This is a genomic window from Vibrio sp. 10N.247.311.51, assembly GCF_041467855.1.
Lineage (GTDB): Bacteria > Pseudomonadota > Gammaproteobacteria > Enterobacterales > Vibrionaceae > Vibrio > Vibrio coralliirubri.
The window spans coordinates 1-24,543 of the sequence record NZ_JBFSVK010000028.1; the positions used below are offsets into that span (position 1 = coordinate 1).

Below are 24,543 nucleotides of genomic sequence, written 5' to 3' on the forward strand. Positions count from 1 at the left end.
CTTTTAAAGGTTCTAGCAAGCCTTTATTGACGGGGAAGTTCATGATTTTTCCGTGGGCTTTAACCTGATTACCACTGAAAGCCAAGGCCAAGAGCTGTTTGTAGCGAGTTTGTATGTGTCCTCAATGGACTGGTTTGTTATTGGTGTTGTTCCAACTAATGAAGTATTTGCAGAGTTAGATGCGACAGCGCAAAAGATGCTGATCATGACTGCGGTTGTGGCATTAGTGTTTATCCTAATGGGCGTAGTTCTGGCGAACAGCATTACTCAACCGATTAAACTTCTGGCTAAGCGTTTCGGCGACCTTGGCGAAGGTGACGGTGATCTTGCGCAGCGTATTGAAGTGAAAGGCAACGATGAAATCGCACAGCTTTCAAAGGGCTTCAACGGGTTCATTGAAAAGATTCACGAGTCGATGAAAGAGGTGTGTTCGACAAGCCAAGCGCTTCAAGTAGCAGCAGAGAGTGTTTCTAACAAAGCCCACATCACCCACGACAATAGCCAAGAACAGCGTGACCAAACGCTTCAAGTCGTTGCTGCCATTAACCAAATGGGTATGACCATCAGCGAGATTGCATCGAACGCGGCAACCGCAGCAGAAACGGCAACTCAAGCTTCAGGCAATACGGAAGTAGGCCGCTCTGTGGTGAACAAAGCAAAAGACGCGATCAGTCGTTTGGCGCAAGATATCGAAAGCACAGGTCAGGTAGTAGAGCAATTGGCTTCTACAACTCAAGACATCGGCTCTATTCTGGGTGTTATCCGTGATATTTCAGAGCAAACTAACTTACTCGCATTAAACGCTGCAATTGAAGCCGCGCGTGCCGGTGAGCAAGGACGTGGTTTTGCGGTAGTAGCAGATGAAGTACGTAACCTAGCAAGCCGTACTGCCGATTCAACGGAAGAGATTCAAAAGATGATCAACCAACTGCAAAGCGATGCGAAAGATGCAGTAACGGCAATGAGTGCGGGTAAGGTGATCACCCTTGAAGGTGTATCGGCGTCGGATGAAGCGGTAGATGTGCTGAGTGGCATTTCAGACCGTATCGTTGATATCACAGACCGTAACACCCAAGTGGCAACGGCAACGGAAGAGCAATCAACCGTAGTTCACACCATCAACCAGAACATTGAAGAGATCAACGCAATCAACGAAGTGACAACGGGCACGGCTGAGCAACTTGCTGAGGCGAGCCAAGAGCTTCGAGACCTTTCTTCTCGTCTAGATAAGATGGTTGGTTCGTTTAAGCTTTAATCCCGTTAAGCTGTAGCATGTCTTAGAAAGAGACATAAACTAAGAGCTGGATTCATTTAATCGTGAATTCAGCTCTTTTTATTTACGGGCTTGTTTTCTTCTAACGGACCTTAGCTTGATCTGGTTTCGGGCTTTGCACTCAATCGCCCTAGCATCATAGGGCGTAAATGAGTAAAATCTCGTTAGGTTTAATATTTAGGTAAGTATCATGAGCGATTTTGAAAAAGAACTAGAGCAGATGACTCAAGAGATGGGCGATGAGCCTGAGGTGAAACTGCCATCACTTGAAGAGCAAAAAGCAATTGTTGCTGAGTTCAAACGACTAGAAGCGGAAGGCAAACTGACTCCTGAAGTGTTAGAGAAGCATTTTGGCCAGTTCAACAAACAGAATGATACGCCAATTCACTAAGTTGATTTAGACAGGTTTCATGTCTAAAAGAAGTGATATTAGCGGTTGGGTTCATAGCCTAACTAACAGATAAAGGTCTAGCGGTTGCTAGGCCTTTTTTATTGCCGTTAACGAAAGACCGAGTAGCTGACTCATGAACTATTCAATGTAAGTGAAACCGTCTCTAGCACATAAAAAAATCCCCCTTACTGAGTAAGAGGGATTCGATATGGGCAAGTTATATCCTAAAAGGCTAAGCGATTAGTCTGTGCCGTATTCTTTGTACAAACGACGACATGCGCGGCCATCGCTGTGGAACAGGTGACAACGGTGCGCTGGAATACCAATCGCCAACTTGTCACCTGATTCGATTTTCAACGTGTCTGGCTGGCGATAGATAACATCAGCATCGGCACTTTCAAGGTTTAGGTAAACCTGAGTTTCGTTACCTAGTTTCTCTACCATCATCACGTCAGCTTCAATTGTTGCGTCACCTGATTCAGCAGACATCAAGTGTTCAGGGCGAATACCCAGAGACATACGATCGCCAGCATTAACCGTTGTCCCGTCAACAGGAATCCAGAAAGTCATGCCATTTGAAAGTTGTACCAATACGCGCTCTGCTTCAGCTTGCTCGATGTGAACCGACATAAAGTTCATCTTCGGCGATCCAATAAAGCCTGCAACGAAACGGTTCTGAGGGTAGTGGTAAAGATCAAGCGGCTTACCGACTTGAGATACGTAACCGCCATCAAGAACAACGATTTTATCGGCCATTGTCATCGCTTCCACTTGGTCGTGGGTAACGTAGATCATGGTGCAGCCAAGTTGACGCTGTAGCTTAGTGATTTGCGAACGCATTTGAACACGCAGCGCAGCATCTAGGTTAGATAGCGGCTCATCAAGTAGGAATACATTTGGTTGAGAAACCAGAGTACGACCGATAGCAACACGTTGACGTTGACCACCAGAAAGCGCTTTAGGTTGACGCTCAAGAAGGTGACCAAGCTGAAGGATTTCTGCAGCATGTTCAACACGCTTATCAATTTCAGCTTTGTTAGCGTTCGCTAGCTTCAGGCCGAAAGACATGTTGTCGTAAAGGTTAAGGTGAGGGTAAAGCGCGTAAGATTGGAATACCATACCTACGCCACGCTTTGAAGGCTCAACGTCATTCATGCGCTGGTCGCCAATGTACAAATCACCAGACGTAATGTCTTCTAGACCTGCGATACAGCGTAATAGCGTCGATTTACCACAACCTGATGGTCCAACGAATACTACGAATTCACCTTCGTTGATGTCTAAGGTTACGTCCTTAGAAATCTGTACATCACCATATGATTTATAAACGTTTTTTAACGTGACACTCGCCATCTAGCTTGTCCTCGATCGATCAAATTTTAAGTTTTACTGCTTATCATTATAAGAAATTTTTGGGTCAGCAGTAACTGTAGGAATTGGTAAGTATTGAGTGAGTAAGAAAAAAGTGGGTGAGACTTGGCTTCTTTAACCAAGCCCACCCGTCATAGCCAAACTGATGCCCATTTCCCCCACATCCAGCTAAACCTCCCCCGTGATTCAATCACAGATTTAGCTCGATGCTAATATAAGACACCAGCGGGCAGTGAAGCCAACTAAATGAATAATGCGTCAACGCATAACACTTGCCGGTAAAGGGTTCTTACTATCCACTCTTGGATGAATGCAGTTTCGGTGAATTGGCGTAAGGGTACATCCTCCTAATGGAAAATTAACTAGGGGGAGTAGGAGGGGAGGAGTAGATAAATGGGGTTATTAATAATTGGCGATCCAGTTCAAATAAATCCACCACGTAACGGTGATGTTGATCACGATGAGTATGCGTTTTGTGATTGCAGTCTCTAATCTGACCGGATGGTGATCACGAATTTAAGCCATAATAGCTAGGGCGTAGTGGCTAGGATGATGAGCTAGGGTCTGTTTTCTCAGATCATAACCTCCGAAAACTGGCTCGTCTTGGTAGATGTGCCCTACGTATAAATATAAAAAGGATATTCACATGAAAAACGCTCTAAGCGCTGTAGCTCTAGGTACAATAGTTGCTCTGGGTTCTTTTGGTGCAAATGCTGCTATCGAAGAAGGACAACTAACAATCTGGGTAGGTGGTGACAAAGCTTATGAAGGCATGGCTGAAGTAGGTAAACGCTTCGAAGAAGATACTGGTGTTAAAGTAACCGTCGCTTTCCCTGACAAGCTAGAAGAAAAATTCCCTCAAGTAGCTGCAGCTGGCGACGGCCCAGACATGATCTTCTACGCACATGACCGTTTTGGCGGCTATGCAGAAGCGGGACTTCTTGTTGATATCAAACCTTCTAAAGAAACTAAAGAAGGTATCGTAGACTTCGCATGGGACGCTGTTTCATACGAAGGTAAAACAATCGCATACCCTGTTGCTGTTGAGTCAGTTTCTCTAATTTATAACAAAGCGCTTGTTCCTAACCCACCTAAGTCTTGGGAAGAAATCCCAGCACTTGATGCTGAACTTAAAAAAGACGGCAAGAAAGCAATCATGTGGCCTCTACGTGGCGGCGCTTACTTCACATGGCCTCTACTTGCAGCTGACGGCGGTTACGCATTCAAACAGACTGCAGAAGGTTACGATATTAAAGATGCGGGCGTAGCGACTGACGGTGTTCAGAAGTCTCTAGGTTTCATCGAGAAGATGGTACAAGACAAGGTTATCTCTGCAGACATGGATTACTCAGTTGCTGAGTCTGAATTTGTTGCGGGTAACGTTGCAATGACAATCAACGGCCCTTGGGGTTGGGAAAACATCAAGAAAGCTGGCGTAGATTACGGCGTAACAACTTTACCTAAGTTCAACGGTAAAGCGTCTAAGCCTTTCGTTGGTGTATGGGCGGGTGGTATCAGCACTGCGTCTCCAAACCGCGACCTAGCTGTTGAGTTTATGGAAAACTACCTACTAACTGATGAAGGTATGAAGAGCCTGAACGACGACAAGCCACTAGGCGCTGTTGCTCTTAACTCTTTCCAACGTCAACTAGACAGCGATACTCGTATTGCAGCAACAATGGACAACGCGATGAACGGTGAAATCATGCCTAACATCCCTCAGTTCACAACATTCTGGTACAGCATGGAAGAAGCGATCGGCAACGTAGTTGACGGCCGTCAATCAGTAGACCAAGCACTAAAAGCTGCTGAAGGTCGTATGGTTAAGTAACACCTAGGCACTACCTTTTAAGGAGGGGGTAACCTCTCCTTACTTTTCTATTTTTTATCTATATCGCTAGCAGGTTCCTCTATGCAGTCAGTTCAAGGTACAGATGCTATCCCAGCACCATCAAGCCTTCCAGGCAGTAAAAGCGTCTTCATCAAATGGGGGTTGCTTGGTAGCGTTGGCTTAATAAACGGCTACGCTACAATTCTAATGTATTCTCGCGGTGAGCTCGCTTTTGCGCTGCTTACAGTGATCTTAACGGCTTTGGCACTTTACATTTTTGGTAGTAAAAAAACTTACGCCCACCGTTATATTTACCCAGGTATTGCCGGAATGATCTTGTTCATTCTTTTCCCATTGGCATACACCGTAGGGCTTGCGTTTACTAACTACAGCGCGAAAAACCAACTTTCTCTAGAGCGTACTCAAACCGTTCTTTTAGACCGTTCTTTCCAAAGCGGTGAGAGCTACCCATTTACTTTGTACAAGACAGATGACGGTCACCAGATCGTTGTAAAAGATGGCGATCAACTGTTAGCGACTGACGTATTTTCTCTAGACAATATGACAGAAACAGAGATGGACCTATCTGTAATCGAGTCTGCGCAAGGTGAAAAAGAGAAGATCAAAGCGATCATTCAAAACCGAGCAGCAATCAGTGGTGTTGATTTCAATCTACCTGACGGTGGTGACATCCGCATGAGTGGCTTACGTAAGTTTGCTTCTGTTGCTCCGCTTTACACGCTACAAGACGATGAAGAAACGTTAATCAATAATGAAACGGGTGAAGTTCTCAAGCCAAATATGGATGTGGGTTTCTACCAGCGTGTTGATGCAAATGGTGAGTTTACGGGTAATACCATCTCTCCAGGTTTCGTGGTTAGCATTGGTACGCATAACTTTGAGCGTGTATGGAAAGATGATGGCATTAAAGAACCATTTATCAGCATCTTTATTTGGACGGTTATCTTCTCGGTATGTACCGTAGCGTTCACGCTAGTTATCGGCCTTGTACTGGCTAACATCGTGCAATGGGAAGAGTTGAAAGGTCGTTCTATTTATCGTGTTCTACTGATTCTGCCTTACGCCGTACCCGCGTTCATCTCGATTCTTATCTTTAAGGGTCTGTTCAACCAAAGCTTTGGTGAGATCAACATGGTGCTCGAGAATATCTTCGGCTTAAGCCCGAACTGGTTCTCAGACCCGATTCTTGCGAAAACCATGGTGTTGATGGTTAACACATGGCTAGGTTTCCCTTACATGATGATTCTATGTATGGGTCTGCTTAAAGCGATTCCTGATGATTTATACGAAGCGTCAGCAATCGATGGTGCGAACTTCCTTGATAACTTCAAGCGCATTACGTTCCCATTGATGATTAAACCGCTTACACCGCTATTGATTGCAGCGTTTGCCTTTAACTTCAACAACTTCGTAATGATTCAACTATTGACGAACGGTGGTCCGAACATGATTGGTACTTCTGAGCCAGCGGGTTACACAGACTTGCTTGTAAGCTACACGTACCGAATTGCATTCGAAGGCGGCGGCGGTCAAGACTTCGGTCTAGCAAGTGCTATCGCAACGCTTATCTTCCTATTGGTTGGTGCACTAGCGTTACTAAACCTTCGTTTCACTAAACTGTCTCAAGATTAAGGAGCTCGACAATGGCTATGGTACAAGGTAAAGGCCTTAAATACCGAGTGTGGGCAACGCATGCAGTGTTGTGGTGCTTCTTGGCAATGATTATCTTCCCACTACTGATGATCATCGCGATCTCGTTCCGTGAAGGTAACTTCGCAACCGGTAGTTTGATTCCAGATAACCCATCATTGGAACACTGGAAGCTAGCATTAGGTATGTCAGTGACGAACGCAGATGGTTCGGTAACGTCACCTCCGTTCCCAGTACTGACTTGGTTATGGAACTCGATTAAAGTGGCGGGTGTTACATCGATTTTAATCGTAGCACTGTCAACGACATCGGCTTACGCATTTGCTCGTATGCGCTTCAAAGGTAAAGAAACTATCCTGAAAGCGATGATGATTTTCCAAATGTTCCCAGCAGTACTGGCTCTAGTAGCAATCTACGCGCTGTTTGACAAACTTGGTCAATACATTCCGTTCTTAGGCTTGAACACACACGGTGGTCTAATCTTCTCTTACCTAGGTGGTATTGCACTGCACGTATGGACGATTAAGGGTTACTTTGAGACGATTGATAACTCTCTGGAGGAGGCTGCAGCCCTTGATGGTGCAACGCCTTGGCAAGCATTCAGACTGGTTCTGCTACCGCTGTCTGTGCCAATTCTAGCGGTTGTGTTTATCCTATCTTTCATTGCGACAGTGGGTGAGGTGCCAGTAGCGTCTATCCTACTTACAGATGTGAACTCTTACACGCTAGCAGTAGGTATGCAGCAGTACCTATACCCTCAGAACTACCTATGGGGTGACTTTGCGGCAGCGGCTGTACTATCAGCACTTCCGATTACTATCGTGTTCTTACTTGCTCAACGTTGGTTAGTTGGCGGTTTGACGGCAGGTGGTGTAAAAGGATAAGCTGTACTCTATAAGAAAGAAAAAGAGCGACCGTTAGGTCGCTCTATATTGGCATTTTTATTACATCATTTGGTTTGGCCGCCGATCAGTAATAAAAATAACCCTCAGGTTACGCATAGCTGGCTACTAATCAGGTTCCTTACGCTATTAATGATTAGTGGTTTTTGTAACTCTAACCCAGGTATTTACTTGGGTTTTTTTATGCCTGCTACTTTTTGTTTTTTTGTGTCAGCGTTACTCGTCGACTATCGTGCTCTTATCTACTTTAAAACTCAAAGTTTCGAGTTACTTCTCTCCTAAATACCGACCACTTCATTTTGGTTACTTGTAGAAATGAACTAGTCTCACAAATCAGACACTCAGTATAAGTGGCCGTTGTACTATTGATATGTTGCTAATATTCCAATGCGTGATACTTCAATGATTTGTATGCAACAAAACCTGAAATTGCACTGAAAATGTATAGGGAAGCGAGAGGTAGTTACAGAGTCTTTAAGTAGTATTTGTGAGGGTTATGAAAGCGGCTTTATTTATATGTCTGGTTTTTGGCGGGAGTTAAAAGTCAGAACTCTTTGCTCGAGGGAGCACAGCCTAAGTGTTGCAATAACACATAGATGCTTTCTTGATCGAGTGCCACGCGACGAAATAGATCGGCAAATGTCGGATCTCCGCCGAAACACGTTTGGATATAGTGGTTGATTTCATTGCTGTCGTAGCCTTCGACGTACAAAGTTCTAACCCATTGATACTCAACAGCCTTTAAGTTGTTCAGTGTAGACTCGCTAAGAGTGGGGCGTATGACGCTCAAGAGTGGCTCCAAGAAATTCAAATGCATCTATTATGATTGGCGGTATTTAATCAGAGCAAAATGACGACTTTATTACAGTCAAAATAAATCGGTGAACAAGTGCCGATTCATTTCAACCTTTGGCTAGGTATCACGCTCTTGTCGTCTGTATTGGGTGTGCAGCGGATTTGGCGGTGTAGAGCACGAAGGTATCAAATAGATAAATGCCAAGCAGGCGCTTGGCATTGTAATAAGGTTTTGTAGGGGGAGGGCTGCTGGTGGACCTTATTTCAGGTACTTCACGTGAGCTTCCATCTCTTCACCAATCTGTTTTCGCATGTTCATTAGTCGAATAGCCGAATCTCGTAATTCGATGTCTTCTGGCGTCTCTGGTATCCACTCTGGTACTTTAGTCGGGTTACCATTCTCATCAACAGCGACCATAATAACGATACAGTGAGTTGTTAGGCGGTTATTGAGCTCTTTAGGGTCGCTTGCTTGCACGTCGATAGCGATATGCATTGAAGATGAACCTGTGTAGATGACCTTTGCACTTACCTCCACAAGGTTGCCTACATGAATTGGGGCAACGAATCGAATTCCGCCTGCATAGGCTGTTATACAGTATTTACCGCTCCAACCTGCAGAACAAGCGTAGGCTGCTAAATCGATCCACTTCATTGCTGCACCACCATGAACTTTGCCACCAAAGTTCACATCCCCGGGTTCAGCTAAAAAACGCAGAGTAACGTCTCGTTTACCATCTTGTCGGCTATTGCTACTGCTCATTTATCTTCCTTCATTATTATTTTGCTGCATAACATGCTTGTTACTTGCTAGTAACAATATACTTAAGATGACATAAGTTAAAGCGGATAATCTCATGGTTAAGACTATTTTTTCAAACAGATGATCAGTTGATGAATATTGGTGCTTAAAGGCGTATGAGATGAATGGCAAATATGGATGAAGTGATATCAAGCAAGAGAATAGAAATACTGATTGAGTCACTAGATAGGTTGATTGCAAAAAAAAAACACCTAGCGCAATGCTAGGTGTTTCTAAGCCGTGTGGTACTCATGTCGGTACCTTTTTTGTGTTAGCCAACTAACCGCTGTTGATTTAGTTTAGTTAAAGTGACTGTATCTCAGTTACCACTAAAGTGGTAGTAATTATTGTTTTCTTATCAGCTCACTTTTACTGTTTTAAAAAGTATAGATCCTTCGCGTAGATATTTCCTTTCGGATTATTGTTTGGGAAGCCTTTTAGTGTATTTCGCACTAATCGTGTGTGATTGTAATGATGCATAGGCATAACTGCTGCCGAATCGTTTACTAGCGACTCATCATGCTGATATAAAGCGAAGCGTTTAGACTGATCTTCCGTTTTACGCGCTTGCTGTAAGAGCTCATGATAATCTGGATTACAGTAGCCACTCTCATTTGCTGTGTGAAACGTGAGTTTGAATATTTACCCTAATGTGAGCGTTGGGTAATGCGTTTAGCTTTGTTGAGGGAGAGGAGCCTCAAGCCTTGGTTTTCTTTTGATTTGAGCAAGGATGACACCTGAAATCACCATCACGCCACCAATGATGTGGAACTGGTTAATCTCTTCGCCAAGCCATGTCGCAGCTAATACAATCGCAACAACCGGAAGCAAATTCATGAACATCGCACTTGAGTCAGCACCAATGGTGTCAATTGCTTTCACCCACATCCAAGGCGCTAAAATCGAAGCGGCAACCGCGGCGTAAGCTATCAATGGGATCGCTTGTTGCGGTGGTAACAGTTGTTCGCTGGTAAGCCAAAGTGGCGTAAGCATCGCGACAGCAAACAGACCCTGAATGTAAATCACCACCCAGCTACTGATCGGCATTTTCCAGCGTTTCAATAGCACACAGTAAGACGCATAAACAAAGGCCGCAATCAGCATATAGCCATCGCCTTGAGTCAGCTCTTGATGCATGAAGAATAAAGGATCGCCTTTACCTAACATCAGAGCTAAGCCTGACAGTGACAACACACCACCCACAATACTCAAACTAGAAATCGACTTGTGCAACAAAGGAACGCTTAGAAACACACTGATTAACGGGACTAAAGACGTGATCAATGCCATGTTGGAAGCGGTTGTGGTTAAGCCTGCGTAGTACCCTAGAGATTGGTTCAACACCATGCCCAAAAAGCCGAGGAACGCTAATTTCGATAGGTTTGGCTTAATGACAGCCCACTGCTTCATCACCGGGCGAATACAGAAAGGCGTGAGAATTAACATCGCAAAAAACCAGCGGTAAAAACTCATTGCGCTCGGTTCTATGGTGCTTGCAGCAAGCTTGTTGACGATTGCATTGGCGCCCCAGATACAGACTGTAAAAAATGGTAAGAGATAATGCATGTGAATTCCGTCGCAAATGAGTTGATGCGGCTAGTTTGACAGGTCGTTATACTTACAAGTATCTTTAGAAAGACATCAGGCGCGATAGGAAGACAAGTTTGAAAAAACACTCCAGAAACCTTCATCCATCCTTATCAATTGATAAGGCACCATCCAACGTATTTATGAATTTTGAAGCGTTTCTTTCGAATACTGAAACCCGAGTTCATAGCCACTCATGGGGACAGGTTCAATTGATCAGTGGCGGTATATTAGAGATGGAAGCGGAAAGCACCCGATTTCTGGCGCCACCACATTTGGCGATTTGGGTACCGGCCGGGGTGATGCATTGCAGTTATAACCGTAAGCCTTTGGACTACTGTTCGCTAAATATCGCACCAGAACTCACGCAACACCTGCCAGATAAAACCAGCCTTATAAAGATCACGCCGATTGTGTCTTCTATCATCGATGATTTTCGCGATCGTGGGATAAATGTTGCGGAAACAGAGCAAGATCAAAGGCTCGTTCAGGTACTGCTTGACCAACTTGCGCAGCGTGAGGTTGAACACCACTTCTTGCCTTCAACCGACAATAAGTACCTAGCACCAATATTAGCTTCTGTTGAAGAAAACCCAACCGATGAAGTGACGCTGAAAGATTGGGCTGAACGTGTTCACACCACAGAAAGGACCCTTTCTCGTCATTGCCAGACGGAGCTTGGTATGAGCTTTACCGAGTGGCGACTGCGAGTGCGCTACCTATACTCTATGGACTTGTTGAGAAACGGCCAATCGGTTAAGGAGGTCGCCCTTACATTGGGTTATAACCAAGCAAGTCCATTTATCACCATGTTCAAACGTTACGCGAACCAAACGCCAGAACAGTATAAGAACCGTTTGTTGTAGTTCGTTGTTGTTCCTAACAGAACGGATGTTTTCGCTAATTAGTGAGTAGAGAGAACATAAATGAATAGATACACCATAAGTGAATACGTGCAGTAGGAGATTATGGAATCGCACCCAACAGCCTGTATATTTCGCTCTGTTGTTCGGTGACATCCTCATAGTCTTGATTCAATAGAGCACTGTTGCTGCCGACCTTGAACAGTATGTACGTTTCTCCATCGACCTCGAACCAATTGAACGTTCCATGCTGGTTATACGTGGTCATTATTTTGTTTATCCTCATGAAATATACATCAGCAGCGCAAAACATGCAGACGTACATAAGCCAAAGAAAGAAAAGAAAAACCACGAGCCTAATACTGTTTTTTCTTTTCCTACCTCTTCATTGCTTTGCTGCCAACCAAGTTCACGAACCTGAGCCTTGGTAAGGTTTAAGTCTAGTCTTTCTATGTATCTGTTGAGTTCGTCATTGTGTGCTGAGCTAATCATGTTCTATCTCCCCTAATCATTTGATTGGTATTTTAGGGGAGCTCAGTGTTTGGTTAAATTAGATATTTTGTAACAAGCGTTTAGATAAATAGAACATGATAAATAGCAAAAAGCCTCCGTCGTGGAGGCTTTGGTTAAAAGTGGTTTAGTCCATGGCTATCGCTATGTTTAAGTCCAAAAACTAAGTCTATGTCGAAGCTCAAGTTTAAGACTGCGATGGGGATACAAACCGGGTTTTCGATTCGTTTAATTGGTCAAAGAGGCTAAAGAATCCTCTCACATCATCTTTGTGGTTAGTGCTCACGTCAGCGCTTTCTAGCATTTGATCTAAGCTCTTCTCCCCAACAAAGTACTCTGCCCAAGTGCGTTTAGATACGCTGATTTCAAGGTCAGCTTGGCGATTGTAGTCTTCGGTGTCTGAGATAAACTCAGCGACAGTGCTACGTACATGCAATCCCATGGTTGGGGCATCCGAGTCTTTTATCGTAATTGCCATCATTTGGTCTTCCCCATAGCTTGCGATTGGGTCTAGACGCACTCGAAATTGGCCCACCAACGTCTCGGCTGGGGATCCTATGATTGAATTAGCATCTGAAAACACCACGCTTGGTATTTGGACTTTTCCTTCTAATTCAAGAGCCTTGGTTAGATACCAAGATCGGGGGATTGATGCCTCTGTTTGGTAGCCCATTTGTCTTAATGTGTCTGCCAAAAGCTGTTTAGCTTCTTCATCGTTCGGGACAACACGGACTAAGTAGCCGCCGAGTTCTGCTGACCATGCGAGTTCATTGTTGGCAATAGTCTTGTTTAGCTCTTGTTTTACCGCGTCTACTCCCCCAAACCCTTCAATGATTTTCTTAGCTTGAAGGTTCGGCTCAATACGGTTCAAGGTTTCAGCTTCACCGTTAAACCAACCAAGCGCATGGTAATAGATGTTTTTCGGATAATAAGAAAACTCACCATAAGTCATCTGGTTATGGGGTAATTCGGCGAGGTCTTGTGGTAACTGAACCGAGTAGGTTAACTCTTCAGGTGTTTTACCTTGCAGAACCCCTCGAATAGTTTGGTCATAGAGGTACATAATTCCATCATAGTAACCGTTCAATGTGGTTTGGATCTCATCATGGCCACTGAGTGGTTCAGTGTGCGTGTTGATAAGATGTTCTGGATTTAAGTCTCTGATAAGGCGGATACCTTCAGCCCAGACTGTCGGATCACGATACACTGAACCTCTTAATGTGTAGAAGTTCGGGTAAGTTGGCCATAGGTGGTTGTTGAGTACCGTTTTGGACTCAGGCAGATAGACGATCACTTGATCGTCGGTATCACTATCAAAGTCGGTGTAGAAAACCATCTCGACACCATCAACCGTCATTGTTTGGCCTTGTGTCACAGGAGTATTTACTGGCACAAACCCTTGTGTTTTACCTATCGGTGTTGGGGATTTTGCGTCAGGCCCCTCAGCAGGCAGAAGCACCGAAAATTGTTCATAGGCACGGGCTGTTAGCGTTGGTGATAATTCAGGAATCGACGCACCTAAGCCGCCGCTTTCTAGAACGTTTTTGTTGATCTCTGGATGACCAATCACTTTGAGCTCGCCATCAAAGGCTTGTTGAATCGCTTGTGCACCAAATACATAATGAGAATGGCTATAAATGACGGTGTGGATCGGCTTTTCACTAATGTGTTTGCGTACTAATTCCAAGATCTCCGTTGCTTCTTCAATGTCGTCACCAGAGTCATAAATGATAAGGCCAGTTTCGCCCTCAATAACTGTTTTGTAGCCGAAATGATAGCCAGTGATTGCCCAAACTCCATCTGTTACTTGTTTGATGTACGCCTCTTCAGGCTGAGTCTTTGCTACGTTTTCTATCACCGAAGCATTCACTACTCCGCCATTGTTATACTTAGTCAGCACTACTTCACTGTCGTTATATACGTTTTGTGGAGAGGTAAACATCGCGTCTTGAGCGATGGCAGTTGCGCTTAATGAAGCTGTCAGAATGAATAGCTTGATTGATTTTGTTGTTGAATTAAGTTTCATTGGTTTTCTCATGGTTTAATACTGTCCGAATTAATTCTGATGACCGATACTAAATTTAATGTTCCTCTTACTATTTTATTTATTAAACTAGTAAGAAGTTAAATAAGTGATTGAGTGTTGTCTTTTTATATTGTTTAGCTATTTAAACGCATAACCAATATAAAGAAGAAAACTAAATAGCCTGTTAATACCATACTTGCTGGTAAGTATTTCATGTAAGCTCCTTATCTTTTCTTCATTTAATATCGCATTTGATTTTTAGACTTAGTAGGAATTAGAGAAATTCATTATTGCTACTTAGCTATAATCAAATTTGAATTTCTCTAATTCATAGTGCTAATGGGTTCGGACGTGAATAATAGCCTCAGTTCGCCAATCACGGCTTTTAGAATCATTACCGGAGTTACTATGAAAACCAAATCACTACGCACTGTTATTCCTGCATTGCTACTCAGCTTATCAAGCACAGCGGCGTTCGCTGGAATGGAACTGCAAGAGCGAAAGGTTCCGACCCCAGCAGGTATATCGACAGAGTTTGCTCAGTTATTTGAGAACAGAGTTATCTCACCGGCAATTCCTGTTCCTAACAACACGGCAGAGTGGTTGGCGTTACAAGCCCAATTTGATGCGCCAGGTATTAAGATTGCTCAACAAGCTCTAGAGCGCTTGGACGTTACTTATGAAGCTAAGCAGTTTGCCGGAGTTGATACGTTCTTTGTTACGCCGAAGAATATCGCCCCTGAATACAAAGATAAGTGGCTAGTACATATCCATGGTGGTGCATTTGTTTTCGGTGGGGGTGAATCAGCTTTACGAGAAGCTATTTGGGTTGCGAACGGGCTTGGTGCACCGGTGATCTCTGTTGACTATCGTCAACCGCCACTGCATCCATTCCCAGCGGCAATTGATGATGCAGTTGCAGTATGGAAAGAGCTAATAAAAACTCAATCACCAGAATCAACAGCGATTTTTGGCACATCCGCAGGCGGTAACTTAACGTTAGCAACGACACTTAAACTGCAAGAGCTCGATCTTCCCGCACCTGGCGCATTGTTTGTTGGGACCCCTTCCGTCGACCTTAAAGAGACATCGGATTCATGGTTAACGATGCAAGGCTTAGACCCTCTAGGTCAGCGAGAAGGGCTGATTGAGGGCACTTTCGATGTCTATGCTGGTGGAGAAGCGCTTGATAATCCTCTTATTTCACCAATATACGCTGATATTGATGAATTCCCACCAACGATATTCATTTCAGGCACTCGAGATCTCTTGTTAAGTGATACGGTTCGTATGCATCGATTATTACGCAGTGCAGACGTAGAAACTGACCTGCATATATATGATGGCCAATCTCATGGTGATTATATGAGTGGTATCTTAATCGATATGCCAGAGTCTGAAGATGCTATTAATGAGTTAGGCCAGTTCTTTAATAAACATATCAACTAGTTTATTTCAGCAAGCTAATATTGAATCACACGGATGTGAATTTTTATTTGGAGGATATAATGACAACGTTATTCACTTCACTTTTAAAATGTATATCCACGTTACTACAAGCTAATTATCATTACTCTCAACATCAATCTGTCATGGATCATTCTTATTCGCTTGCCCCTATGTTTTCATTGGAACAAAGTGATGACGGGAGATCGTTGTGATAAGACGTTTTTATTCGATGTTAGTAGCCGTTTTTCTAACCATACCCTTATGTCTAACCATACCTAATGCGCTAGCCATGCCAAGTATTGCTTTGGAGCTCGCTGACACGTCGAGCCCCAAACATACTCTTTCGAGCTTCATCAGGGATTCGAGTGTGGTTATCGAGCATTGGAAAAATGAAACACTGCATCTTAAAGAAGCGCAGCATGCTTATTCACAAGTGATCAGAACCATGGATTTGTCTATGGTTCCGAATCGAAGCCGAACAGTTGTCGTGATGGAGAAAATAATTCTTCTTCGTGAGTTGTTGGATCGAATTGATAAAGGTACTCATCAGCTAGTGCCAAATGTCGAGCAAATAAGGGGAGAAGATATTGATCACTGGCGTTTAGGCAACACTGAGATCGTATTGTCTCGCCAAACTCTAGGCGATCGAACCGATCAGTTCCTATTTAGTTCTAACACCATTCAAAGCCTTTCTCGGTGGTATAGAACGATGTCAGTCCTTCCGTACTATGGCAAAGCACGTCCAGACTATTATCAGGAATTTCTGATTAGCCCCGGACCTATGTTCTCTAAGCAATTTGTTCTTTCTTTACCTTCATCTTTTAATCAACTTTATGGGCCGCTTCCTTTATGGCAATGGCTTGCACTCACTGGCGTTTTGTCACTATGTAAGATAATGATAAGAATTAGCTTTTTGCTTGGTGAACGCTGGAATCGTCGCTGGGAAGGAAAAGGCTTTAAATGGCGGGCAGGTCGACTGTTGTCGCTGGTGGGCGTGGTGAATTTGCTGTTTTTAGCAAGATGGGTGATTGATGATGGGATATGGATTACAGGTGGTGTTTATCAGCTGTTCACCACCTTCTTCCTACTGGCTCAGTTCTTCTTCGTCTCATGGCTTATTATGGCCATTTTCAACTATTTCGCTGATATTTATGTATTCAAAAAGCACAATGGAAAGCACGTAGATTCGTCACTGATTACCGTATTAGCACGTATATTTGGCGGGTTGACGATCGCGATTCTTGGCATTTATGTCATCGAATTTATGGGGTTCTCAATCTCCCCAATATTGGCAGGTTTGGGTGTGGGTGGCTTAGCGGTTGCACTGGCCATTCGCCCTATATTGGAGAACGTAATCAACGGATTAACGCTTTATGCTGACGGGGGCGTAAAGATTGGTGAGTTTTGTCGTTATGGAGACAAACTAGGAACCATTGAGAGTATTGGTTTGCGTTCGACTCGAGTCCGGACGCTAGAGCGCTCTTTAATTACCATTCCTAACTCGGAATTTGCCAACATGGAAATTGATAACTTGGAGCGACGTGATAAGCGACGCATGGATCATGTGTTGAGATTGCGTTCCGAAACCACCCTTGAGCAATTACGCGTACTGATCGTTAATCTGCGCCGGTTGTTGCTGCAACATCCAATCATCGAAGAAGATCCAGTTCGAGTGAGGCTCATGGGTGTTGGGGAATACTCCATCAATATTAATCTGATGGCTTACATTAGCTGTCGTGACCATGAAGAGTTCATGGCTGTCCAAGAGGATATTTTGTTTTCTGTATTGACCCAAGTCGAGAGCATTGGTGCGAAGATAGCTCACTCTACGCAATATCAACTTGTGGATGTAAATGCCAATGACAATGAGGAACAGAAACGAAAAGCCGAACAGGTTGTTGCGCAGTGGCATGAAGAGCAAGCCTTCCCATTTCCTGATTTCAGCTTTGAATATAAGTACGAAATCAAAAATACCATCATGTATCCGGCGGCAACCTCTGCTGTGCGCCCACCTTCTGCTTAACGCAGCCTCAGACACGATTAACCTAAAGACACCGTACCCCTAAAGCGACCTATATATCGCTTTAGGGGCCAGAGCTTATCGTTAATAGTTTTTTAATTGAGGCCAGAAATTTCGCTCGCTATCGACCGTCAGGTTGAACAATACTATCAAAGTAGCTCTGCATGGTTTGATGCAATAGTTGGTGAAGTGGGAAGCCTCGTTTGGATTGTAGGTAGCCGCCCTCTACACCAATTTGGCGCATTTCTTTTGGTAAATTAGGTAATGGGTAACAGCGGAGTTCCGAATCATCTTCCGTCATAAAACTGCTGCCAAAAGAGAAGGCATCCGAATTTCTGAGCTTGCTTCGTAATACTGTGAGGCTATGCGTCGCCAGCACAATATTCGCGCTGTAGCCTTTTGATATATAGAGATCTTCAATCGGAGCACGCTTGGTGTTAATGCCATCAATTAAGATTCTTGTTATTGGTAGGTGATGAATATCTTCCCATTCACTGCTTTTACTTAACACAGGGTGATCTTTACGCGCAATTAGGCTCAATTTTACTTCGGTGAGCTTATGTTGGTAGATATCTTGAGGTAATGGAATGCCTGAAAGTTGTAGTAAATAATCGACTTGTCCATTCAGTACTTCTACCAAGCTTTTATCTTGCCAGTAGATCAATTTAAAGCTCGCTTGTGGTAAAGCTTCTTGCAAAACCTTAAAAACCCCATCGCCATACAGTTCAAGTAGAAATATATTTAATGCAATAGTGACTTCGCCGGTAAATATTTTAGGGTCAAAGTTGTGGTAGGACTCAACCACTTTTATCAAAGGGGAGTACATTTCATCGGCCGCTTCGGCGAGTTTCTCTGCCAATTCTGAAGGCTCGACGCCGTGTGCTTTACGAAGAAAAAGCTGGTCGCCAAAAGTTTCTCTTAACTTCGCCATCCCTCTGCTGACACTGGTTTGCGATATACCAAGCTTGTCTGCTGCTGCATGGGTATTACGAGTTTCAACAACCGCTTTAAGTAACTTGAGCAGATTTAGGTCTAAGTCTTGAAGTTCTTTCATGGGTTACCTTTTCGTAATGAAGTTCGAAAGCGTAACCTAAGAATAAGGGAAATTAGCCTTTGTTCAATAGTTTAAGAACGATATGTGTTAAAGAATGTTTGATACGGTTCGCAGCAATGCGCTGTGAGCAGAAGTTAGCTTTCAACGAAAGGCGTTCTAAATATCTTGAGTGAGTAAAAGGAGGGCTAGCAACATCCGTGTTACTAAAGGCGCTTAGGGCATGATGTGATACAAGAGCTTCGAGTTAGAGTACTCGTTTTAGGTAGATTCAAGGGCATTATAGTGAATGAGTGTAGCTACAGCGCATAGGTGTAGTGAATGCCCACCTTGTTGTCGGTTTCATCGTAGATACTATACTTAAATGAAATATTTTGGTTATCTGCGATTTGGTATGAAAAATTACCTTCCCAATCTAACGTGTTGATTTTAAGTGTTTTGTCACTCAAAGACGTCGTGTAGATAGGTGCTATCATCATAGAGACTTGCTCTGTAATGGTAACGACACCGTACAATTGCGCCATAGCAATAGGCACGTCTTTATTAAGGTTATCGCTGGATATGACACCCGCGCCAAGAGTCGGTGCAATCAGTAGCCGTTCATGCAGCGGCAGGACTTGCATCGCGTTCAATACGAAAGTGCGTGTGTCATGTCGGTCATCATATAAATAGTCTCCCATAACGCCACTACCGAAATTGGTGCTCAGTGCCGCGGCTCTGACTCTGTATGTGTCAAAACTGTTTAGAGACTGAGCAAAAATCAATCCCGCCCAATCGTCATTGATTGCTCTAGCATATCCAAATCCGGCATCAAGGCCTTCATTGCTGTACCCTAATTGAAGGGAGCTATAAGCGGCAGTCGGGTCGGTGAAATCAATGGGTGTTGTTTCAATGGTCGCTTCTGTAAACTCTTCTACCGCGGACTCAAAATCAATTGTGTTTTCATCAGCAATGGAATAAGCGCTGATAATACAGCTCAGTAATATTAGTTTAGTTTTCAAAGTGTCTCACTTATTTAAATATTTAAAAATTAGGTATTAAAAAATGAGCTGCCTATTACCGGCAGCTCTAATTATTTAGAATGAATGTTTAAAAGATAATAATGAAAGGTTATTACCATCATCATATTGATAGCTATAGACGAACGCGCTTGTGCTATTTAATTGATAACCAAGTTCTGCCGTGTAATCCCAATCTCTAAGCGTCGATTGGTTGCCATTCTTTTCTTTCACTTTACCTAAGCTGTAAGTGTATTCCGGCGTGAACCCTACCCACATGCTAGGGTTCAGGTTGTAAGTCATATCAAGTGATGCACTGGTGTAATAAACACTGCTACTCATGTCTTGATGCTTTAAATTACCTATTGCAAGTTCAGGAGTCAGGTTAAGCTTGTCCGTGATATTACTTGAACGATATAGAGTGAACTGGTAGTCGTTCGAACGCAAATCTCGAGATTGATAGTCAGTATCGTGGTGATAATTAAATGCACCTCCTAGTCCATCAGTACGCTGGAAATCAAATCCCAATTCGTGGTTATCAAAATTGTCGTCACTGCTATATGAACTTAGCAAACTCCAATCGTTATTTAGTGACTTGGCATATTGAAGGCCAATATCAAAATCGTTGCTGCCATAACCAATATCAAACCCCGAATAATGTTGTTTAGAGTCAGAGAAATCAACATTGTTATTTGCAAGGACTAAAGGTGAAGAAATAAGTGATGCAATTAATAGAGATGTTTTAGTTAGTTTCATAAATATAAATCCAAGTTGTGTTTGTTTATGCCGCTATTTTATTTACTGACCGGGGAATAGACTATGAATTACAGCGATTCATATTTGCTAAACGTATATACCCAAGCACCTTGAGGTTACTTGGGTATAGACATAAAAAAGCCCCAACCAAAAATGGCTGAGGCTCAAAATTGGGCGGTTTGTTTACTTATAAGAGTTCATTGATCTCAAGAACGATTTCTTGAATCCCGAGAGTGAAAAACTGTACTCCCATACAGATCAATAGGAAGCCCATAATTCGGGTAAATGCATTGATGCCATTTTGACCAAGCGCCTTGAGCAGAGGGTACGCCATGGTTAATGTGAAGGTCGCAATAAGTGCAACGAGAGCAAGCCCTGCGACTACACCACCATAGACGCTAGTCATACTTGTGTGGTTTTCATAAGTAGCAATTTGAGCGGCCAGGCTGATGATCATCGCCATAGAACCAGGGCCACACAGTGAAGGAATGGTTAAAGGTACTAGTGCTATTGAATCTTGCCCAGAGGGGGCGGCTCCATTGTCGGGGCGAGGAAACAGCATATTGAAACCAATCGCGACAATGATGATGCCACCACCTAAACGCAAGCTCGGTATTGAAATACTGAAGAGTTCGAGTACCGATGCACCAATGAAGAAGGTGATGCACAAGGCAATGAAAAGATAGACTCCAGTCGTTTTGGCTTGCGACACAATATAGCTCTTATCTCGTCCTTTACTCAAACCGAGTAAAACCGTTGCTGCTGCGGGTGGGTTCATGATGGGTAATAGGCCAAGAACCGTGAGTGTCATATAGGTGAACAATGTTTCTAAATGCATAAGAATCCCCATTTTGTGGTGGAAGAAAAAGTTAAATCACAGTAAAAAAGCGTGTGCTAGATACAGAACACTGAAGAACGAAATTGCGTCGGTTAAGGTTGTCAGCATTGGGCTTGATAGCATGGCTGGGTCGAAGTTGAGCCGCTTTAGTAGCAAGGGCAATGTACCTCCAATCACGACGGCAAGAGTGGAAGAAAGTGTGTAAGCAATGGCGATAACCAATGGCAATCCAGAGTGCTCCCCGCCAAGCGTGAACAGCGTAAGCAGAGCCAGAACACCACCAATTAGCATTCCATTGATCGCGCCGATTGGAATCTCTTTCGCGACCACATACAGCAGGTCTTTGGCTGAGATCTGGCCCATAGATAATTCACGTATCGACACTGCAACGGATTGATTCCCAGCCGCACCAGAAAGATTGGCGACAAGCGGCAACACGGCCGCTAAGACGGCAATTTGTTCAATGATGGGTTCGTAAATAGCAATGATTGAAATTGCGGCATAACTTAAGGCGACTGAAGGCAATAAAAAGGCGAGTCGACGTAGGTTACGTTTTAGTACTGGCATGGTGCGAGACTCATCACCTCCAAATACACCGGATTGCTCCAGCATTTGCTGCTTCGAACGTTGGTATAAGGCTTCATTGAGATGTTTAAAACCGACGATGCCTATTTGGAAACCTTGTTCATCAACGATGGGAACAACGGGGTGTAAAGTGGTGTCCAGCGTACTTTTAATCGTATTTAGATCCGTGTCAGGGCTGATAACGGGCACTGTGGTATCTATGTATTCCCTTAATGACGTGCCACGTGGCAGCAGCAGTACATCACGGATCTTCAGCCCACCTAAATAGCTGCCTTCAGTGTCATGCAAGTAAACGTAGCGCCACTCTAGTCGATCTAAGTTGTGTTCTTCTGCGCTTAATATTGCGCTCAAACTGTCGATGGTAGCGTCTGCTGCCAGTTTGAGGACTTCGCTTTTACAAATCCCTCCGGCAGAGTCTTGTGGGTAGCTCAAGGCTGCACGCTCTTCGTCTTTCCATGTTGAAGGTAGGGCTTGCCTGAGCTGTTTTTGTAGGTCACTTGGCAGTTCATTGAGTAGCAACCGGCGGTCTGCGGAATGCAAATATTGAAATAGCACTATGGTGCTACTTTCAGATAGTTGACTGATCAGCCATAGAAGCTCGGGATCAGATAAGTGATCAAGTAAGTTGGCAGCAAGGCTTGGGTTTACTTCGCTTAGTAGAGTCCAAGTGGCGATACGTTGCTGGTCAGAGAGCTTCCTTAAGACTGATGGCAGTTCGACGGGTTCAGCCTCTAGAAGCGTTTGATTCAGTCGTTTAGCCTTTCTTAGAGTTAGACACTCCAGTATTTTGAGGTACAGCTTTTCCGCCCCTTCTGATGAAAAAGCTAATGTAATTAATGTCATATGTTAGACCTTTGACAATAAGTGAGAATACAATTGAAGCGATTTTTATTCGGATGTTTGTGGTTGTCGCTTCTTGGTCGCAAGCCGAATAAAGAGGGCGATAAATGCGGTAACCATCAGGATTAAACTGCCCATTAAGAACCACTTTGTAATCAACTCTTGATATTGCGAGACGAATGGGTGTCGCATGATCCACTTTCCTATCAGCAATAAACTGAAGACCCATGTAATCGAGCTAGTGAAGCTAACAATCAGCGTTCTTATTGCGCTGAGTTGTGCAACGCCCATCAACATTGGGGTCAGTACGCGAACAAATGGGACAAACCGCGAAACGAACAGGGACAAAAAACCGAATCGGTTTAATAGTTTTTTTGCCTTGGGTAACGATTCATCTGGCAGTGTTTGTTCAGCTTTACGCATGAACGGAGTATTGTGCAGCCATCGCCCTTGAAGGTAGGCAATGATACTGCCCAAAAAAGAGGCACTGGTTAGAAGCATTAGAGCACTTGAAAAATCAATCGCGCCCAAACCAACCATACCCCCGACAAACAGCACTAGGCCGTCACCGGGTAGTGGTAAGAAAACAAAACTCGACTCAAGAAAAAGCACGACACCAAGCAAAAGCAATAAAACGTGCAGTGAATTCAATTCAAGTAAGGCATCGAAGTCTTGCAGCCAAATCGCGGAAATAATCTCTTGCATGGAAACTCCAAGTTAACGTGGGCTCTGGCTGTTGATAGCCGGAGCCCACAATGCGTTTTAATCAAACATCAAGATGATGTAGGCAAAGAACAGGATGAGGTGGGTAGCACCATTGAGCGAGTTAGTTCTCCCGCTGCTAAAGCTCACGCTTGTCATTAATAGCGTTGCACCTAATAACACCATTTCTGCAGGGGCAAGGCCGAGTTGGATGGGTTCGTTCATTACCCCTGAAATCAGCAGAACAGCGGGAACGGTTAGTGCAATAGTGGCGAGAACTGAGCCAAAGAAGAGGTTCATCGCACGCTGTAATTGATTGGTCACGGCGGCTTTAACGGCACCAACCGCTTCAGGTGCGAGAATAATCAAGGCAACAATCAAACCACCTAGAGCCGCAGGTGCGCCCATTTCCGTGATGCCATCGTTAATTGGAATCGCGAGGCTTTTCGCTAACAAAATCACCACCATCAAATAGCTCACCAGCATAATCGTGTGGAATATATTGCTGTGCAGAGGGCCGTGATGTTCGTGATGATCTTCATTATCACCATCAATGAAGTAGTCGGTATGGCTGCGTGTTTGGATGAACAGGAATACGGCATACAAGGCGATCGAAGCGAGCACTAATGTCCAAGTTAGGCTGGTCGACATGTTACCCAGTGAATCCATACTGGTGAAATTAGGCAGTACCAAGCACAGTAATGAGAGTGGAATAATGGCCACCAAGTACGCTTTTATTCCATCAAGGTTGTAGGTTTGGGTATGGTATTTCATCCCACCGATTAACAAGGTGATACCGACAAAGCCATTAAGCACCGCCATCACGACAGCAAACATGGTGTCACGCGCTAGGAAGGGATTCGATTCTCCAGTCAGCATAACGGACGAGACCATAATGACTTCGAGCAAGACAACAGACAGCGTTAATATAAGAGTACCGTATGGGTCTCCAAGCTTGATCGCCAGCGCATCTGAGTGGCGAACAACCGAAAAAATGGCGCTCATCACCGCGTAAAATAGCACCGCAGTAATCATTATGTAGGCGAACTGAGACAGCTCTCCTGTGAGTAAGTTGTCGCCGATCAGTTTGAAAAATAGAACGGCAACGATGCCAAGTGGCAGTTTGTATTCTTGTTTGAGTACGTTGAGCATGTTGAGCCTTTATTGAGTAACCGAAGGCTCGCTAATGTCCTTTAACGAGAGTAAATCGGGTGAATACTGCAATTTCCTGTGCAGCAAACGGTTCGTTTCAAGTTATGCGTTTAAGCTTTTGCATCTAAAA

The 24,543-nt window shown here is 43.9% G+C and carries 22 protein-coding genes and 2 pseudogenes; 8 read left to right on the forward strand and 16 right to left on the reverse strand.

Annotated features, from left to right (window positions below; genetic code table 11):
- Positions 1 to 55: 55 nt before the first annotated feature.
- Positions 56 to 1,255, forward strand: a pseudogene (locus AB6E85_RS20500) (methyl-accepting chemotaxis protein); the annotation flags it as partial.
- A gap of 208 nt (positions 1,256 to 1,463) precedes the next feature.
- Positions 1,464 to 1,664 carry a hypothetical protein gene (locus tag AB6E85_RS20505; RefSeq protein WP_010431457.1) on the forward strand — a complete coding sequence of 67 codons (201 nt, stop codon included), beginning with the start codon at positions 1,464 to 1,466 and terminating at the stop codon, positions 1,662 to 1,664.
- 240 nt (positions 1,665 to 1,904) lie between these two features.
- On the opposite strand, the gene malK is transcribed toward AB6E85_RS20505, so the two are convergent.
- Complete coding sequence (gene malK / locus AB6E85_RS20510) at positions 1,905 to 3,017, reverse strand: maltose/maltodextrin ABC transporter ATP-binding protein MalK (protein ID WP_017060047.1); 1,113 nt, start codon at positions 3,015 to 3,017, stop codon at positions 1,905 to 1,907.
- A 664-nt stretch (positions 3,018 to 3,681) separates the two neighbouring features.
- On the opposite strand from malK, the gene malE reads away from it, so the two are divergent.
- The 3 genes from malE to malG all read left to right on the forward strand — a co-directional run bounded on the left by malE (position 3,682) and on the right by malG (position 7,421).
- Entirely contained in the window at positions 3,682 to 4,866 is a 1,185-nt protein-coding gene (malE, locus tag AB6E85_RS20515; protein WP_017060048.1) for a maltose/maltodextrin ABC transporter substrate-binding protein MalE, read from the forward strand.
- An 81-nt stretch (positions 4,867 to 4,947) separates the two neighbouring features.
- A complete protein-coding gene (gene malF / locus AB6E85_RS20520; protein ID WP_050620445.1) occupies positions 4,948 to 6,519 on the forward strand; it encodes a maltose ABC transporter permease MalF in 1,572 nt (523 codons plus the stop codon).
- Positions 6,520 to 6,530: 11 nt separating this feature from the next.
- Complete coding sequence (malG, locus tag AB6E85_RS20525) at positions 6,531 to 7,421, forward strand: maltose ABC transporter permease MalG (RefSeq protein WP_019822930.1); 891 nt, start codon at positions 6,531 to 6,533, stop codon at positions 7,419 to 7,421.
- A 562-nt stretch (positions 7,422 to 7,983) separates the two neighbouring features.
- On the opposite strand, the gene AB6E85_RS20530 is transcribed toward malG, so the two are convergent.
- The 5 genes and pseudogenes from AB6E85_RS20530 to AB6E85_RS20550 all read right to left on the reverse strand — a co-directional run bounded on the left by AB6E85_RS20530 (position 7,984) and on the right by AB6E85_RS20550 (position 10,602).
- Positions 7,984 to 8,256: a hypothetical protein gene (locus AB6E85_RS20530; protein ID WP_019822928.1), complete on the reverse strand. Its 273-nt coding sequence runs from the start codon at positions 8,254 to 8,256 to the stop codon at positions 7,984 to 7,986.
- 237 nt (positions 8,257 to 8,493) lie between these two features.
- On the reverse strand, positions 8,494 to 8,997 hold the full coding sequence (locus AB6E85_RS20535; protein ID WP_019822926.1) for an acyl-CoA thioesterase: 504 nt from the start codon (positions 8,995 to 8,997) through the stop codon (positions 8,494 to 8,496).
- Positions 8,998 to 9,237 carry a hypothetical protein gene (locus tag AB6E85_RS20540; protein WP_372143975.1) on the reverse strand — a complete coding sequence of 80 codons (240 nt, stop codon included), beginning with the start codon at positions 9,235 to 9,237 and terminating at the stop codon, positions 8,998 to 9,000.
- A gap of 168 nt (positions 9,238 to 9,405) precedes the next feature.
- A pseudogene (locus AB6E85_RS20545) lies at positions 9,406 to 9,660 on the reverse strand (peptide ABC transporter substrate-binding protein); the annotation flags it as partial.
- A 48-nt stretch (positions 9,661 to 9,708) separates the two neighbouring features.
- Positions 9,709 to 10,602 carry a DMT family transporter gene (locus AB6E85_RS20550; RefSeq protein WP_004732002.1) on the reverse strand — a complete coding sequence of 298 codons (894 nt, stop codon included), beginning with the start codon at positions 10,600 to 10,602 and terminating at the stop codon, positions 9,709 to 9,711.
- A gap of 98 nt (positions 10,603 to 10,700) precedes the next feature.
- On the opposite strand from AB6E85_RS20550, the gene AB6E85_RS20555 reads away from it, so the two are divergent.
- On the forward strand, positions 10,701 to 11,489 hold the full coding sequence (locus tag AB6E85_RS20555; protein WP_012600208.1) for a helix-turn-helix domain-containing protein: 789 nt from the start codon (positions 10,701 to 10,703) through the stop codon (positions 11,487 to 11,489).
- Between the two features lie 100 nt (positions 11,490 to 11,589).
- Here the strand turns inward: AB6E85_RS20555 and AB6E85_RS20560 are convergent, their stop codons facing one another.
- The 3 genes from AB6E85_RS20560 to AB6E85_RS20570 form a co-directional block, all read right to left on the reverse strand.
- Positions 11,590 to 11,754: a hypothetical protein gene (locus AB6E85_RS20560; RefSeq protein ID WP_228013017.1), complete on the reverse strand. Its 165-nt coding sequence runs from the start codon at positions 11,752 to 11,754 to the stop codon at positions 11,590 to 11,592.
- Positions 11,755 to 11,768: 14 nt separating this feature from the next.
- Complete coding sequence (locus tag AB6E85_RS20565) at positions 11,769 to 11,978, reverse strand: hypothetical protein (RefSeq protein ID WP_050632835.1); 210 nt, start codon at positions 11,976 to 11,978, stop codon at positions 11,769 to 11,771.
- Between the two features lie 205 nt (positions 11,979 to 12,183).
- A complete protein-coding gene (locus tag AB6E85_RS20570) occupies positions 12,184 to 14,022 on the reverse strand; it encodes an alkyl sulfatase dimerization domain-containing protein (protein WP_372143978.1) in 1,839 nt (612 codons plus the stop codon).
- Positions 14,023 to 14,430: 408 nt separating this feature from the next.
- On the opposite strand from AB6E85_RS20570, the gene AB6E85_RS20575 reads away from it, so the two are divergent.
- Together AB6E85_RS20575 and AB6E85_RS20580 are read left to right on the forward strand one after the other, a co-directional pair.
- On the forward strand, positions 14,431 to 15,471 hold the full coding sequence (locus tag AB6E85_RS20575) for an alpha/beta hydrolase (RefSeq protein WP_372143980.1): 1,041 nt from the start codon (positions 14,431 to 14,433) through the stop codon (positions 15,469 to 15,471).
- Between the two features lie 289 nt (positions 15,472 to 15,760).
- Positions 15,761 to 17,494, forward strand: coding sequence for a mechanosensitive ion channel family protein (locus tag AB6E85_RS20580; protein WP_372143982.1), 1,734 nt, complete (start codon positions 15,761 to 15,763; stop codon positions 17,492 to 17,494).
- A 118-nt stretch (positions 17,495 to 17,612) separates the two neighbouring features.
- Here AB6E85_RS20580 and AB6E85_RS20585 read toward each other — a convergent pair whose 3' ends face one another.
- The 7 genes from AB6E85_RS20585 to AB6E85_RS20615 form a co-directional block, all read right to left on the reverse strand.
- Positions 17,613 to 18,545, reverse strand: coding sequence for a LysR family transcriptional regulator (locus tag AB6E85_RS20585; RefSeq protein ID WP_012600214.1), 933 nt, complete (start codon positions 18,543 to 18,545; stop codon positions 17,613 to 17,615).
- A gap of 296 nt (positions 18,546 to 18,841) precedes the next feature.
- Positions 18,842 to 19,543, reverse strand: a complete 702-nt coding sequence (locus AB6E85_RS20590; protein WP_372143984.1) for a hypothetical protein — start codon at positions 19,541 to 19,543, stop codon at positions 18,842 to 18,844.
- Between the two features lie 75 nt (positions 19,544 to 19,618).
- Positions 19,619 to 20,296, reverse strand: coding sequence for a hypothetical protein (locus AB6E85_RS20595; protein ID WP_372143986.1), 678 nt, complete (start codon positions 20,294 to 20,296; stop codon positions 19,619 to 19,621).
- 187 nt (positions 20,297 to 20,483) lie between these two features.
- Positions 20,484 to 21,134, reverse strand: a complete 651-nt coding sequence (locus AB6E85_RS20600; protein WP_017091757.1) for a MarC family NAAT transporter — start codon at positions 21,132 to 21,134, stop codon at positions 20,484 to 20,486.
- A 36-nt stretch (positions 21,135 to 21,170) separates the two neighbouring features.
- Positions 21,171 to 22,562: a magnesium transporter gene (locus tag AB6E85_RS20605; RefSeq protein ID WP_372143989.1), complete on the reverse strand. Its 1,392-nt coding sequence runs from the start codon at positions 22,560 to 22,562 to the stop codon at positions 21,171 to 21,173.
- 45 nt (positions 22,563 to 22,607) lie between these two features.
- Positions 22,608 to 23,264 (reverse strand): DedA family protein, encoded by a 657-nt coding sequence (locus AB6E85_RS20610; protein ID WP_012600220.1) that lies wholly within the window; start codon positions 23,262 to 23,264, stop codon positions 22,608 to 22,610.
- A 57-nt stretch (positions 23,265 to 23,321) separates the two neighbouring features.
- Positions 23,322 to 24,413 (reverse strand): calcium:proton antiporter, encoded by a 1,092-nt coding sequence (locus AB6E85_RS20615; RefSeq protein WP_012600221.1) that lies wholly within the window; start codon positions 24,411 to 24,413, stop codon positions 23,322 to 23,324.
- Positions 24,414 to 24,543 lie beyond the last annotated feature (130 nt).

What these genes read in the sequence shown, in the direction of transcription:
- AB6E85_RS20575 (WP_372143980.1), top strand. Translation starts at nt 14,431, where the DNA reads ATGAAAACCAAATCACTACGCACTGTTATTCCTGCATTGCTACTCAGC.
- AB6E85_RS20530 (WP_019822928.1), bottom strand. Translation starts at nt 8,256, where the DNA reads ATGCATTTGAATTTCTTGGAGCCACTCTTGAGCGTCATACGCCCCACT.
- AB6E85_RS20535 (WP_019822926.1), bottom strand. Translation starts at nt 8,997, where the DNA reads ATGAGCAGTAGCAATAGCCGACAAGATGGTAAACGAGACGTTACTCTG.
- malK (WP_017060047.1), bottom strand. Translation starts at nt 3,017, where the DNA reads ATGGCGAGTGTCACGTTAAAAAACGTTTATAAATCATATGGTGATGTA.
- AB6E85_RS20615 (WP_012600221.1), bottom strand. Translation starts at nt 24,413, where the DNA reads ATGCTCAACGTACTCAAACAAGAATACAAACTGCCACTTGGCATCGTT.
- malF (WP_050620445.1), top strand. Translation starts at nt 4,948, where the DNA reads ATGCAGTCAGTTCAAGGTACAGATGCTATCCCAGCACCATCAAGCCTT.
- malG (WP_019822930.1), top strand. Translation starts at nt 6,531, where the DNA reads ATGGCTATGGTACAAGGTAAAGGCCTTAAATACCGAGTGTGGGCAACG.
- AB6E85_RS20600 (WP_017091757.1), bottom strand. Translation starts at nt 21,134, where the DNA reads ATGCATTTAGAAACATTGTTCACCTATATGACACTCACGGTTCTTGGC.
- AB6E85_RS20595 (WP_372143986.1), bottom strand. Translation starts at nt 20,296, where the DNA reads ATGAAACTAACTAAAACATCTCTATTAATTGCATCACTTATTTCTTCA.
- AB6E85_RS20550 (WP_004732002.1), bottom strand. Translation starts at nt 10,602, where the DNA reads ATGCATTATCTCTTACCATTTTTTACAGTCTGTATCTGGGGCGCCAAT.
- AB6E85_RS20505 (WP_010431457.1), top strand. Translation starts at nt 1,464, where the DNA reads ATGAGCGATTTTGAAAAAGAACTAGAGCAGATGACTCAAGAGATGGGC.
- AB6E85_RS20610 (WP_012600220.1), bottom strand. Translation starts at nt 23,264, where the DNA reads ATGCAAGAGATTATTTCCGCGATTTGGCTGCAAGACTTCGATGCCTTA.
- AB6E85_RS20570 (WP_372143978.1), bottom strand. Translation starts at nt 14,022, where the DNA reads ATGAAACTTAATTCAACAACAAAATCAATCAAGCTATTCATTCTGACA.
- AB6E85_RS20580 (WP_372143982.1), top strand. Translation starts at nt 15,761, where the DNA reads ATGCCAAGTATTGCTTTGGAGCTCGCTGACACGTCGAGCCCCAAACAT.
- AB6E85_RS20560 (WP_228013017.1), bottom strand. Translation starts at nt 11,754, where the DNA reads ATGACCACGTATAACCAGCATGGAACGTTCAATTGGTTCGAGGTCGAT.
- AB6E85_RS20585 (WP_012600214.1), bottom strand. Translation starts at nt 18,545, where the DNA reads ATGAAAGAACTTCAAGACTTAGACCTAAATCTGCTCAAGTTACTTAAA.
- malE (WP_017060048.1), top strand. Translation starts at nt 3,682, where the DNA reads ATGAAAAACGCTCTAAGCGCTGTAGCTCTAGGTACAATAGTTGCTCTG.
- AB6E85_RS20565 (WP_050632835.1), bottom strand. Translation starts at nt 11,978, where the DNA reads ATGATTAGCTCAGCACACAATGACGAACTCAACAGATACATAGAAAGA.
- AB6E85_RS20605 (WP_372143989.1), bottom strand. Translation starts at nt 22,562, where the DNA reads ATGACATTAATTACATTAGCTTTTTCATCAGAAGGGGCGGAAAAGCTG.